This is a genomic window from Pacificibacter maritimus (assembly GCF_003814915.1).
Taxonomy (GTDB): Bacteria; Pseudomonadota; Alphaproteobacteria; order Rhodobacterales; family Rhodobacteraceae; genus Celeribacter; species Celeribacter maritimus.
The window spans coordinates 19,599-33,203 of the sequence record NZ_RKQK01000006.1; the positions used below are offsets into that span (position 1 = coordinate 19,599).

Annotated in this window: 12 protein-coding genes; 10 read left to right on the plus strand and 2 right to left on the minus strand. The window is 50.6% G+C overall.

From position 1 onward, the window contains the following. The first annotated feature begins 192 nt into the window (after positions 1-192). Entirely contained in the window at positions 193-951 is a 759-nt protein-coding gene (locus EDD53_RS14395; RefSeq protein WP_123794265.1) for an IclR family transcriptional regulator domain-containing protein, read from the plus strand. Between the two features lie 10 nt (positions 952-961). Here the strand turns inward: EDD53_RS14395 and yaaA are convergent, their stop codons facing one another. Together yaaA and EDD53_RS14405 are read right to left on the minus strand one after the other, a co-directional pair. Next, positions 962-1,729 (minus strand): peroxide stress protein YaaA, encoded by a 768-nt coding sequence (yaaA, locus tag EDD53_RS14400; RefSeq protein ID WP_123794266.1) that lies wholly within the window; start codon positions 1,727-1,729, stop codon positions 962-964. A gap of 87 nt (positions 1,730-1,816) precedes the next feature. Beyond that, a complete protein-coding gene (locus tag EDD53_RS14405; protein WP_123794267.1) occupies positions 1,817-3,007 on the minus strand; it encodes a replication initiation protein in 1,191 nt (396 codons plus the stop codon). A 578-nt stretch (positions 3,008-3,585) separates the two neighbouring features. Between EDD53_RS14405 and EDD53_RS14410 the strand changes: the two genes are divergently transcribed. The 9 genes from EDD53_RS14410 to EDD53_RS14450 all read left to right on the plus strand — a co-directional run bounded on the left by EDD53_RS14410 (position 3,586) and on the right by EDD53_RS14450 (position 13,549). Continuing rightward, positions 3,586-5,001 (plus strand): AAA family ATPase, encoded by a 1,416-nt coding sequence (locus EDD53_RS14410; protein ID WP_123794268.1) that lies wholly within the window; start codon positions 3,586-3,588, stop codon positions 4,999-5,001. Further along, on the plus strand, positions 4,988-6,076 hold the full coding sequence (locus EDD53_RS14415) for a ParB/RepB/Spo0J family partition protein (protein ID WP_123794269.1): 1,089 nt from the start codon (positions 4,988-4,990) through the stop codon (positions 6,074-6,076). The genes EDD53_RS14410 and EDD53_RS14415 overlap by 14 nt, the downstream gene beginning before the upstream one ends. A 182-nt stretch (positions 6,077-6,258) precedes the next feature. Continuing rightward, positions 6,259-6,816 carry a hypothetical protein gene (locus tag EDD53_RS14420; protein ID WP_123794270.1) on the plus strand — a complete coding sequence of 186 codons (558 nt, stop codon included), beginning with the start codon at positions 6,259-6,261 and terminating at the stop codon, positions 6,814-6,816. 130 nt (positions 6,817-6,946) lie between these two features. Then, complete coding sequence (locus tag EDD53_RS14425) at positions 6,947-7,609, plus strand: hypothetical protein (protein WP_123794271.1); 663 nt, start codon at positions 6,947-6,949, stop codon at positions 7,607-7,609. Beyond that, positions 7,606-9,090: an O-antigen ligase family protein gene (locus EDD53_RS14430; RefSeq protein ID WP_123794272.1), complete on the plus strand. Its 1,485-nt coding sequence runs from the start codon at positions 7,606-7,608 to the stop codon at positions 9,088-9,090. Before EDD53_RS14425 ends, EDD53_RS14430 begins: the two co-directional genes overlap by 4 nt. Next, a complete protein-coding gene (locus EDD53_RS14435) occupies positions 9,087-9,863 on the plus strand; it encodes a metallophosphoesterase (protein WP_123794273.1) in 777 nt (258 codons plus the stop codon). Before EDD53_RS14430 ends, EDD53_RS14435 begins: the two co-directional genes overlap by 4 nt. Positions 9,864-9,890: 27 nt before the next feature. Then, a complete protein-coding gene (locus EDD53_RS14440; RefSeq protein WP_123794274.1) occupies positions 9,891-12,014 on the plus strand; it encodes a GumC family protein in 2,124 nt (707 codons plus the stop codon). Positions 12,015-12,182: 168 nt separating this feature from the next. Continuing rightward, positions 12,183-12,512 (plus strand): hypothetical protein, encoded by a 330-nt coding sequence (locus EDD53_RS14445; RefSeq protein WP_123794275.1) that lies wholly within the window; start codon positions 12,183-12,185, stop codon positions 12,510-12,512. Between the two features lie 95 nt (positions 12,513-12,607). Continuing rightward, the gene (locus EDD53_RS14450) at positions 12,608-13,549 is read left to right on the plus strand and encodes a LysR substrate-binding domain-containing protein (RefSeq protein WP_246002423.1); all 942 of its coding nucleotides are present in this window, start codon (positions 12,608-12,610) and stop codon (positions 13,547-13,549) included. The last annotated feature ends 56 nt before the right edge of the window (positions 13,550-13,605 follow it).

Sequence of the window (13,605 nt, forward strand, 5' to 3'; positions counted from 1 at the left end):
AGCAGCTGATCACATTTATTATTCAACACTCTCTAATCAAAGGACGAAGACGTCACAAATGAGGTGCCCCCTGTTTTGGTATCGGCGTCAGATAGTTGCAATCATGGCCCACAATCGCAGTCGGCGCAGGTTTACTTTAGCATCAAAGTTCGGATAATGATGTTTGTTCACATTGCGCTCAAAGGGGTTTTTATGACCAACGCCACGGACATTATCGGATCATTTGCCAAGGGATTGCGCGTGTTGGAATGTTTCGGGGCAGATCGACCGCGCCTTGCGATCGCAGAAGTGGCCGCTCTGACGGGGTTTGATCGCGCCACTGCAAGGCGGTGTTTGCTGACGCTGCACCACGAAGGTTATGCCGCCTATGACGGTAAATATTTCACCCTAACGCCACGGGTGTTGCGCCTTGGCATGGGCACTTTGGCCGCCCTGCCCTTGCCGCAAATTGTGCAACCTTGGTTGGATCAGTTGTCGGATCAGATCGGCCAGTCTTGTTCAGTATCCATCCTTGACGACACCGATATCGTTTATCTGGCGCGTGCTGCGCAACGCCGCGTGATGTCGATTGGATTGATGCCAGGATCGCGTTTGCCTGCGCATTGCACCTCTATGGGCCGTATACTTTTGGCCGCCCTGCCCCCAGCCGAAGCCCGCGCCTTAATAGACCGTATGGACCTGACCCCGCGCACGGTGCATTCGCTCAATGATCCCGATGACATTATGACCGAACTTGGCCGTGTGCGCGATCAGGGCTATGCTGTGATTGATGAAGAAATCGAACTGGGCCTGAAATCGATCGCCGTACCCGTCTATGATGCTCGCGGGCGCATGGTCGCAGCCCTCAACACTGGCATGGCCGCTTTGCACGCCACGCCTGACACCATCGGTGACACCTATTTGCCCGCCTTGCTTAAAATGCAAGACGGTTTGCGGCGCGTTCTGCCCTAGCCCCTGCCCTTTAGATGTCGCGTGAAAACACAACTGTTTTCGCGTCAGATTGCGCGGCTTGATAGACATATCCACCCGCATCAAAATCCTGCAATCCTTTTGGGTCAAGCACACGGTTTTCAACTATGAAACGCGCCATAGCACCGCGGGCTTTCTTGGCATAAAAACTGATCACTTTTTCAGTACCGTCTTTGCGCTCTAAAAACACAGGCGTAATCACTTTGGGTTTCAAAGCATCTTGATTCACGGCTGAAAAATATTCCGTCGATGCACAATTCACCACAAAATCGGCCCCTGCCGCTTTCGCCGTTTCATTCAGACTTTTTGCGATTTTATCACCCCAGAAGGCATATAGGGTCTTGCCTTTGGGTGATGCCAAACGACTGCCCATTTCCAAACGGTAAGCTTGGATCGCATCCAGCGGGCGCAGCACGCCATATAACCCAGACAAAATCCGCAAATGATCCTGCGCATAGCTCACTGCATCCTCATCCAAACTTTGCGCATCAAGCCCCGTATATGTGTCACCCGCAAACATATACATCGCCTGCTTTGCCGTCTCAAAATCAGGGTCATCAGAAAAATCAGCAAAGCGCTTTACGTTCAATTCAGCCAGTTTTTCACTGATCCCCATCAGTTTGCGCAGATCCGCCACATCAAGCCCCCGCGCAATCTGCACCAATTCCTTGGTCTCAGCGGTAAAGCTTGGATCAGTTCGGTCGCGCCCGATCACAGGATCCATATCAAGTTTTTTCGCTGGGGATATCACGGCAAGCATTGGCATTCTCTCAATCGGTTGTTCAATCTGGGCATCGGTGACCAACTACATAGAGGCCCCCTGACAAAGGGCAAGATCAGCTGCACCCTATGCAAAGGCTTCGGGATCAATTTCTTGCCAAAAGGCGATGATCTCTGCGTGGTTCAGTGATGACACCCAGCCGTAGTTTTCAAAATCCAATAAGGCCGCACCCTCTAGCTTAGAGCTAAACAAACGTTTGTCCGCATCGCGTTGCGTTGGACTGCGCCCATTCACCAAACCTTGTAAAATTTCCAAACGCCGCGCACGCTCTGCCCCTTGGGCACTTAAGGTCACGGGCGCGCTTTGGTTTCGCGGCGAAACCGTGGTGCCGCTAAAATCTTGAGTCAAGGCTGCGCGCAGATAGCTGACAGGGTTCTTAACACTCCCCTGCCCCGCTACGTAATCCAATTGTTTGCGCACATAGGCTTCGTCATGTTCTTTCATCCATTGCAAAGCCAAACGATCACTGACCCCCAAGGCACGCATGCGTTTGTACAAATCAGACCTGCGCACCCCCTCGCCATCGTCCAAATCCAAAATCGACAGTTGCGGATTTTCGGCAATCTTGAACCGAATTTCAGACACAGACCGCCCGACCCTTTTGGTTTCAGGCGTCACCACAATATTCGATGTTTTATTCACCTCAGCCACAGCGGGTTTGATGATCTTGGCATTCAGATGTTTATAAACCTCATAATACGGGCTGTCAGACACCCCCATGAGCCTGCGAAACAAATCCAAAGACCACCAGCCTGTCGAGCCCGTGCGCACAAACCGATAACAATTTTCATATAGCGCCAAGGCATGGCCAGATGTGAATTTGCGTTGAATGTTCAAATTGATCAAAGCAAAGACTTTTGGATCATCCAGCTTCTGCGCCAAAGCAGGCGAATAGGCATATTCGCAAATGCCGCCTTTCAATTTGGCGTAACTCAACAAAGACGAAACGCCCCATTCTTGGCGTCCTTCTTCATCCAGCATATCCCATTCGGCTACGGTTTCTGCCAAGCCGCGCAATGACTGTTTCAACGTCTCCATATCGTTGGAATTATAGCCGATCATCATGCATAAAGTCCGCGCATCAATCTGATGCACTTGCTGGCTCATCAAAGTGTCATAGGCGTTGAGCAACAAAACATTCGACAGCTTGCGTTGTAATAGCGTCAGCTTTCCTGATACGTGAATAGCGGCGACATTCTTTTTCACCGCCCCGCGGCGCAAAGACCCCGAGAGCTTATCTTTTTCAATACTGTCCATGGCCTGCTTGCCCTCATCCGTCTGGGCTTGTTTGTTCAAGCCTCATCTACGATTCGTATTCTTTTACGTGTTAGCAGTATTTCGCATAAGGTGCCCGCAAACAAGTTTTGTTTTGGCACCTGAACACTGCTCCCCGTAGACAGGTACCTTAAAGCCCCAGCGCCTTTTAAAGGAACCCAAATACAGGAAATAATGCGATCAATGATTCACTGCCTGCAAACCGATTCGCACGAAAGAGACACTAAACAATCATTTTGAGTGTCTAATCTTCGACTTCCCGCGCTGAACCCGAGAATCGGCACCTAAAATCCCGCAAAAGGGTGCCTTTGATCCTGTATTTGGTCCCCTGTCAGCCTGTATACAGGCACCAATATACATTTAAGCTATTGTAATATATACATTTATACCGACGTAAAGATTCTTAAATTCTTCTAAAAAGAACTAAACAGGGTCTGTTGTTTTCTAATTTTTAAATTATGATCTGGGTTAAGCTTCAATTGGATTCACTTTACCTCTCTTACGTGCTATAAAATATAGAACATAGCATAAAAATGCGAACATGAGCAGGTACGGAACAGATGGCAACAGGTCCTAAGGGTAAAGAGTCCCTTCCCCCATATTTCAATATTGATCCTAAGGCGGCAGCAGAAAAACTGGCAGAGCCTATTCACACAGCGCGTTTTGCCAAAGCGGCAGCTTTCGCGGGGCGTGGTCGTGATGATCTGGCGAAACGAGGTTATGCCCCAGACGGCAAAAAGCGTCTACGTAAGTTTTCGATTTGGGAAATCTGTAAATATCTCATACCTGTTGCGCCCGCGCATTTGCGGCGCGTTTTGAAAGCACATCCAGATTTGCCACAAGGCGACGGGGCCAGTAATTCCAAGTGGTTCACGCTAGAAGACGTTTTAACGCTGCGCGAACATTTTGCCAAAGAAGGCGCACCCAATCGCGAATATACCTCTTGGCGCCCTGAAGGATTGCCAGCAAAGGTCGTTGCTGTAGCAAATTTTAAAGGGGGCGTTGGCAAGACCTCAACAGCAGCTCATTTGGCCATGTCAGCTGGCCTTGATGGCTACAAAGTTTTGGTCATCGATTTGGACAGCCAGGGGTCAATGACATCCATCATGGGCGGGCAAGTTGCTGATGAATGGGAAACAGCTTTCCCGCTTTTGGCACGGGATTATGCGCAGGCTTTGCAACGTGAAAATACCGTGCGTGAAGCTGCGGGTCAGGCGCCTTTTCCATTTGACGAAACCCTGACAGAAGCGCTTGAGGTTTCGCCGCGAAACTTGGTGCAGAAGACCCATTGGCCCAATATCGACCTCATCGGTGCACAGCTGAATTTGTATTGGGCGGAATTTCAGGTTCCTGTTTGGCGTATGCAATTGAGGTCTTGGGCTTTGTGGGATTCACTGTCAAATGCCTTAGATGAAGGTGGGCTACTGGATGAATACGACATCATCTTGCTCGATACGCCCCCCGCACTTGGGTACCTGACCATCAACGCTTTGGCGGCTTCTGATATCTTACTTGTACCGCTTGGTGCGTCCTTCTTGGAATTCGATTCCACGGGGCGTTTCTTTGATATGATCTATTCTACCTTTGCCTCAATTGAAGAGGGCGAAAACCGGATCAGGCGCGCTGATGGTCTGCCAGAAATGCGCTTTGAATGGGATGCCGTGCGCGCTTTGATTACGCGCTTTGATGCCTCGCAACAAACTGATTTGGCCAATGTCATCCAAGCCTATTTCGGGGATTTCATGACCACCTATCGCCAAGATGTCACGGCCATGGTTGGACAAGCGGGTGAACAAGTGTCGGGCATTTACGAGACCGATTATCGGGACTTCAATCGCGATACTTATGTGCGCGGACGCGAGACATTTGATCAAACTTGGGCCGAGATTAAGCAAGTGATTTTGGGCACATGGTGGCGGGATCTTCAAATGGCAGAAGCCGAAAAGCAAGAGGGTGATGACAATGGCAAAGCGTAGAAAATTGGTTGCACCATCTGCGACAGATCTGGATCAAATCGAACAAGAGTTTCGCGGCGAAACCCCATCGCGCAGTCCGCTCAGCGTCCCAATTGCACAGGTTGCTGCCGAAGCCGCCAGCGCCCATGACCCGCGGAGCTTGGAAATGCGGGCGCAAGCGGCCAAAAATGAAACTGACGCTAAAACTTTGCACGAGGCCCAGTCTAAAGGTCTGATTATAATAGAAATACCAGTCTCTGACATCCACGCAGATGCGCTTGTTCGGGATCGCGTCGTCTTAGACGCAGAACAAATGAACGAGTTGCAACTGTCAATCGCCAAAAGTGGTTTGCGATTGCCGATTGAGGTGTTCGAACTGGCCCAGACGGATACGGATCAACCCTACGGGTTGCTATCGGGCTACCGCCGTTTGCATGCGATCAAAGCCTTGCGTGACCTGACTGGCGATCCGAAATATGACACGGTAAAAGCCATCCTGCGCGACCCCGACGCAATGGGTGGAACTTTTGCGGCTATGATCGAAGAAAACGAAATTCGCGCCGCATTAAGCCATTTCGAACGCGGCCGCATTTCTGTGATTGCCGCTCAGCAGGGCGTTTTTGAAAACACCGAAGCAGCCGTGAACGGTCTGTTCCCAATGGCGTCAAAAGCCAAACGGTCTAAAATTCGCTCCTTTGCGCTAATCTTTGAAGAGCTAGGCGATATGCTGAAATTCCCCGATCTCATCAAAGAGAAAGAGGGTCTGAAAATTGCCGCCGCTTTGCGTGACGGATATGAGGCAAAACTGCGCAACGAATTGGCGCTTCATTCCCCCACTGACCCCGCGCATGAGGCCGCCATTCTAGACACTGCTTTGGCTGGGTTAGACCCTGTAAAGCCAAATCCAAAAAAGGGGGGGCGTCCGAAGAAAACGACCGCGGGGGCAGGGCGGTCGGTGACGCTAAAGTCGGGTGTGCAATTGACCAGTGACCATGATGGTTCGGGGTGGTTGATCCGTGTGAATGGAAGCCGCGTGGATCGGGAATTGATCGAAGTCGCAATGGGTGAATTAAGCCGTTTGCTTGATGCGGATTGATCATTTCGCCCCGACGATGAGCGTGAAATTGGATGACTGAATCAGATTGCTCAAACAGATAGGGCAGGGTGGGATCGTTCAAATTTAGGGTAAATCTGAATAAGATAGGATCGCTCTCTCCAGCCGCTGTTAACTTTTTACCGCCATTCTACCCTCAGGTTTTTCAAGTGTTGGGGGCAACAATGGGTACTCGGGGTGAAGGGGGCGGTCATGGTGACTGGTCAATATTGAGATTGGCGTGGGGTAAAACCGCGCAGGCTGAACGCAATGTGGACGGCCTGCGCGTCAAAAAAGATAAGAGGACAGGGTGGGCTGGCGTCGCGCAATTTAGTCGCTTCTGTTTCTTTTGTGCAATTTTATTGGCGCCACAAGCCGAGGCACAAAAGGCCCAAATCATTCGCAACGATGCAGGTGGCAATGTGAGCCGCTATCTGATGGATGTCGGAACGGCTGCAGCCTTTGGCAAAGCGGTGAAGATCGATGGGTGGTGCGCTTCGGCCTGCACACTTTATCTAGGATCGCCCTACACATGTGTGACGCGCAGAGCGACCTTGGCATTTCACGCACCAAGGGGCGGATCAGCCGCACAAAACCGACATGCCGCACAGGTGATGGCGGCAAAATTGCCGCGTCCCGTCGGTCGGTGGTTTTTGCAAAATGCGGCGCATCTGACAGGCAACAATCATTTGACCCTATCGGCGCAGCAGTTGGTTCGCATGGGCGGTGCGCGCTATTGTTAGCGCAGCCTTGGTGTAAAATACCTGTAAAGTGGCAAAAGCGTTGATTTTTCAAAGTACCGTGCGTAAACCCCACTGAAAGCTGGCACGACACAAAAAGGTGTGATGCTGCTGGGCGGCGAAAGGGGCTATGGTGAAATATTTACGTCATATCATTGCTGCGATCGCGGTGGTGTTACTTGGTGCCGTCGGCGTATTGTGGCGTTCAGAATTTTCAGTGGTTTTTTCGATGCCAGATGGCGCCGAGGTATTTGTCGAGGCTGAACAGGGCCTGCTGCAGCTGCCAAAGGCGGGATCTAATTTCGCCGCCTATAAGCAAATGCTCCAGTGCGACGAGTGGATGACATCGGTTTTTGGGGCGTTTTCCAGTGCCTATGCGCATGAAAATATTGCACAGGCCTGTGGCGCGCGGGCCGAAGAAATTTTAGCAAGTTCGCCATCTTTTTCATCGGCTCATTTGGTGAAGGCTGGCGCTGCGCGCAAGCTTGGCGATATTCCGGCGGCAGTGAATGCGCTGGCAATATCGCAATCTACGGCCCCAAGTGAGGGCGCGCTGGCAACACGGCGCTTGCGCACTGCGTTTTTGATCGGTTCTGATGCATTGGGTGATGCTGCGGCACAAGATGTTTTGATTGCTGTCGATCAAGGGCGTTACCGCCAGTTTGTGGCGCAATATTATTGGGCCTATCCAGATCATCGTGATTGGCTTTCGAATGTGCTTGAAGGGCTTGACGCTCAGCAGATGCGGCGTGTTTTTGGCGCCATTAAACAAGCAGCGCCGGGGGCAGGGCAATGATGGATTTTGATGGGTTGCGCCCACAAGCTGTTCAACACATCGCTACGCGGGATGAGGAAAAGCCCGTATCCTTGTTTGATTTCGAGGTCGTAGAGATTGCTGAGCGTGGATGGAAAGATTCCCCCAGAGCGGCGTCTTTGTTGAATGACCGCATGGCTATTGCGTTGGGCATGTTTTTGTTTCTTGTTCCTGTGCCATACGGTGCCAACAGGCCATTGGCATGGTTGGTCGCGATAGGAATTATATCTGCGATGGCTTTGGTATATTTGGTGGTTTTTCCCATTTTATCACCACGCCAACCCATGCAGATTCGCAATTACTGGAAAGTTTTGGTGCCAGGTCTGTTGGCGATCGTTTATGCGATGATGCAGCTTTTACCGATTTCATTTGGCGGTGTGATGGAGCTGCCCAGTCTGGTCTTACCCAACAGTTTAACGGTGTCGCCATCTGCGACTGTGTTGGGTATTTTGCGCATGTTGTCCTATGCTTTGTTGTTTGTGCTGGTGTCTGAGGTGTGTTCGAACCGTCGTCGCACGGAACGTTTATTGAAATGGGTGTTTTTCGGAATTGTGGCTCATGCGCTTTGGGCGTTGCTGTCTTTGGGCGTTTTCAACGACACTTTGCTGTTTCAAGACAAGACAGATTATGTGGGCTATGCGACGGGCACTTTTATCAACCGTAATTCGTTTGCCACCTTTATGGGGATGGGCATGGTGATCGGGGTTGCCTTGATTGTGATGGACATTCGGATGCCCACACATAGACGGTCAAAGCGCAGTTCGAAGCATAAGGGTATCACGATTGAGAACGTCTTTTTGATGCTTTTGGTTGGTGTGATTTTTGGTGCATTGCTGGCATCGGCATCTCGTTTGGGGTTGTTCGCATCATTGCTGGGCGCATGGTTCACGGCGTCGGCTTTGATGTTGCGCACGGGGGTGCGCGTGTCACGTGTGCTTTGGGGGTCTGTCTTAGCGGGCGGTATTGGGCTTGCGGTTATTTTGACACTGGCGGGATCTGCAGTGTTGGAACGTTTGGTTTTTACGCTGGTAAATGCAGAAGGGCGCAGCGAGATTTACAGGCAAACGCTTGACATGATTGCATCGCGGCCTTGGGCAGGCTTTGGTTTGGACAGCTTTCAAATGTCGTTCGAGCTGTTCCACACGCCTGAGCTATCGACTGCTTTCGTATGGGATAAGCCGCATAACACGTATCTGACACTTTGGACCGAGCTGGGTGTCATCGCGGGTAGTCTTCCCCCATTGGCCGCTGCAATCGCCTTTGTTTTGATGATTAAAACCCTGCGCGATCCAGAACGCGCGGCGGTGCCCGCTGCTGCTGCGAGTGGCGTGATTGTTGTTGGCGCTGTGCATTCCTTGGGGGATTTCAGCCTGGAGATCGCAGCTAACACCTATGTGTTTGTGGCTATCGTTGCTTTGGGGCTAGCGCGCCGGCGTTACCAAAACAGGGGGCGCGGACAATGAGCAAATCCCACCATAGCCAGAACACACCTGTTCGTAAAATTTTACGCTTGGCTGATATGCCCGCAGCCATCTACGCTATCGGTGATATCCACGGATGTTTGGCGCTTTATGATGCGTTGGAAAAAGAAATCGTTGCTGATGCCGCTGCCTTTGACGGGCCAAAGTTGATCATCTGCTTGGGTGATGTGGTGGATCGTGGCCCAAACACATCTGGTACGTTGGACCGCTTGATGGGCCCCGCGCCCGAAGGATTTGAGCGTCTCGTTTTGCGTGGTAACCACGAAGATATGATGGCGTCTTTCATCACCGCGCCAGAACGCATGATGGAATGGTTGGATTTTGGTGGTGAAGAAGCGCTGGCGTCCTATGGCATTCGCCCCAATACCTCTTCTGGATTTCGTGCCGAACGCAAACTCTTGCGCCATAAATTGCGTACAGGCATTCCAGCAGAGCACCTAAATTTTATCAATGATATGCCCCTCGCGCTTGAGGTTGGCCATTTACGGTTTGCGCATGCTGGATATGCTTTGGCCAAACCTGCGCAAAAACAGTTGTCAGACTTTCTGTTATGGGGGCCACCGAGCCGCGTCGACAGTCACAGCGGTGATGAAATTTTAATCCATGGGCATGTGATTGTGGATGACATTGAGGTGCAAAAAAATCGCATCAACTTGGATCTTGGCGCCTACAAGTCGGGCAGGCTTGCCGCGATGCGGTTTACCGCTATAAAAGGCGAGAATAAGGTGATTGAGGTCACCAAAAGCAAACTCTAAAGTCACGATTAGAAAGCGGAAAAATTTATGACCGACACCCAAGATTTTATTGATCCGCGTGATGTGATTGCCTTGCTGCGCCGCCAATTGCGTTTGATTGCTGTTGTGACTGCAATCTTTGTGGCTCTTGCCTTTATCTATGTGACACAAGCAACGCCGCTTTACACGGCATCTGCCTTACTGAAAATTGATCCGCAAGAAACCAATATTTTAAACCCAACACAAACTGGTAATACCAATTCATCAATCGAATCTACTCGGCTTGAGACAGAAGTTGAAATCCTAAAATCCAGTAGTCTCGCTATAAAAACGATTGAAAAACTAAACTTGGTGTCCTCGAGTGAATTTGGGCCATCCATTTCTTTGACAGATAAGTTCAAAGCCGCTTTGGGGTTTGATTTGCCCCCAACCCCATCACAAGACGCACTCATGAATGCGTCCATAAGACGGGTAAAAGACGCGATGTCTGTGCGCCGCCGTGGCTTGACATATATTGTGTCTGTGGACGTCACAACATCTGATCCAAAGCTCTCTGCGGATGTGGCCAATGCCCATGCGCAAACATATATCGAAGATCAAATTTCAGGGCGCTCTGATGTGTCGATTGCGTCGCGCGATGTGTTGCAAAGCCAACTTGAAACTGCGCGTCAAAGCCTGTCTGCGAGCAATAATTCATTGCGTGAGTACATCAGCGAAAACCTAACGCGTTTGGCTGAAGAAAGTGGCAACGCCACATTGTTGCAAATCGGCGAACAGCTTCAGGCGCTTGGGCAGCCCAGTGAAACTTACACGACAGCTCAAATCGCGTTGGAAACGCAAGATTGGCAAAGTTTGGCGCAGGCAGTCGGTGATAATGCGATGATGTCTATTGAATCGCAACGCCAAGCTTTGCTGGCGCGTTTGGGCACGGCGGAAGCTGGAAGTGATCAGGCTTTTGATTTGACTTCAGGGTTGGAACGTCTTGAAGAGCAGTTAAAACAACGCGGCGCGCAGGCGGTTGCGAATTTGGACAATTCGGAGCAAGCGCGGTTTGCCCTGTTGGATGACGCTCAAAATGCAGTGTTGGAAAGTGAACTGAGTGCGGCGACTTTGACGGATATCTATTCATTGCAGCAAGATGCGCAAATCGCGCAACGTCAATATGACCAGTTGCTGTCGCGCATCCGCGACCTTGAAACCCAAGCGGTTTTGCAAGTGGCCAACAGCCGCGTCGTTTCGCAAGCTTTGGTGCCAAATGGCCCCTCTTTCCCGAATAAAAAACTGACACTCGCGTTGGCTTTGATTCTTGGTCTGGGGATCGGCATTGGTATCGCTTTGTTGAAAGAGTTCTATTTTGGCGGCATCACGTCAGCGCATCAGCTTGAAAATGTTTTGCCGGTTAAAATTGCGGGTGCCATTCCAAATCTGCCCAATGCTGAAGTAGGGGAATCTTTGGCAGATCGTGTGATTACAGAACCGATGTCACCCTTTGCTGAGGCTTACAGGAAATTGCGGGCGAGCATCGACGAGGAATTGGATGAGGTTGAAGGCAGCAAAGTTATTTTGGTGACTTCTGCTTTGGCAGCGGAGGGTAAATCAACATCTGCATTGGCTTTGGCGCGCACTTATTTTACGGCTGGTAAATCTGTTTTGTTGATTGACGCCGATTTGCGCAACCCGAGTTTGCACAAGTTTTTCAACGCAACGCCTGAGAGCGGTTTGATCGATTATTTGATCGCGCAAAACAAACCTAAAGCTGCGAATGGAGATGATGTCGATGCGGATGCAACGACCTTGAACCAGTTTTATGTTTTGGACCCTTTGTGCAATCTGGGTGTGATTATTGGTCATAAAAAGCCGAATGTTCCAACTGACGCACCTTTGCAATCGACGGCCTTTATCAAAATGCTCAAGCAAGCGCGCAAAAGCTTTGATATTATTATCGTCGATTCCGCCCCGTTGTTGCCTGTTGTGGACACGCGTTATATCGCGCCGCATGTTGATGCGGCTGTCATGTGCGTGCGTTACGGTGTGCCCAGCCAATCTGAAGTGCGCAGCGCATCCGAACAATTGATGTCCGCATCGCGTGGACGGGCCAAGACGATGGCCGTGTTGAGTTGTTCTGAAAGTAAGAGCCGCACCTACGGATATGATGGATATTACGGTGCATAGAGGAAAATGCGTGAAAAACGCGCGTTTTGTGTTAAAAATAAGACTATTCGGTTGCGCTTAGGGATATCTACTTTGACCGATTCTAAAAACTGATGTACTTAGAGACTGAAAGAGTGCGGCGGGTGGCCGTGATTCTGTGTAACCTCGTCTTACTTTAAGGTGTTAACAATGAAAAAGCTTCTTGCAATCGGTGCAGTATCAATCGCTGCTACTTTCTCAACCCCAGTTTTTGCTGCTGTGACTGAAGCGCAGGTTTCTGCTGCGATCAACGCATGCATTGCAACGCCTGCTTCTTGTGCTGCTGTTCTCGGCGCACTTGATTTGACAGGCATGTCACCAGCGGCACTCGCAGGTGTTTCTGCTCAGCTTCAGGCAGCTGCGGCGACCGTTGCTGCGTCCAACCCTGCTTTGAGCCAAGGCTTTACACAGCTAGCGTCTGCAGTTGAAAGCGGTTCAGTTGACGCGCAAGTTGTCGCTCAATTGGGCAGCCCTAACTAAGCTGACTTCTATAAGAATTAGAGCGCGGCAGAGAAATCTGTCGCGTTTTTTTATGTTTCTAGGGCTCAGGCGACAAAGAGGGTTCCTTTGTGTTTGTGAATGACTTTCAAAAATCAATTACCCTACGCCATCTGCGCGTGATTTCTGCTTTGGCCGACCTTAAATTGGTCGCGCGGGTTTCTGAGGCCTTGAATGTCACGCAGCCAGCTGTGTCGAAACAAATAGCAGAGCTTGAACGTATCGTCGGGGCGCCCATCGTGATCCGCGATCGCAACCGCCTATTTTTGACGCCGATCGGTGAACGGCTTGCAGAGCACGCAAAACTGACCTTAAATCAAATAGACCGCGCAGCTTTCGATATCGAAGCCGCCGCCAGCGGTGTGTCTGGTGCGGTGTCTATCGGCGTGGTCAGTTCCATCACGACCACCTTGCTGCCCAATACAATCGCTTTGTTCAAACGCAATACACCTTTAGCAACTGTGTCGGTTGTGGAAGGTCACTTTTCAGAGCTCTACCCCAAACTCGAAGATGGTACTTTAGATGTCTTGATTGCGCGCGTTTGGCAGCCGCAAGAATTGCCTGGCATTGATCAAATGGCTCTGTTTACCGAACCCGTCGTCGTCGTGGCAGGGCGCGGTCATCCGCTCACACAACAGGCCGCGTTCGACTGGTCTGATCTGACGGATGTGCCTTGGATTTTACCGCAGACCGATTCAGTTGCGCGCAAAGCGATTGATACGCTTTTTGCGGAAAACGGACAAAGGCCGCCGAGCAATATTATCGCTTCGGGGTCTCTGGCTTTGAACTTGGAACTGTTGCGCACAATGCCTGCGCTTGGATTTTTGCCGCAAGGCATGGCGCAAACCTATGCCACGCGCGGTGACGTCGTGCCCTTGCCAATTAACACTCACGGGCTTTTGTCTGAGGCACGGTGCTTTTGGCGGGTCGATCAATTGGCCTCAAACAGGGCACTGTCTTTATTTTTGAAATGCGTCAAGCAGGCGACCGATGAATTAAAAACCATTCCATTTGGTTAAGGTTGCGCCTACAAAATCTATTGTTACTTTTCTTTAAGCCGTGATTAACTACACAA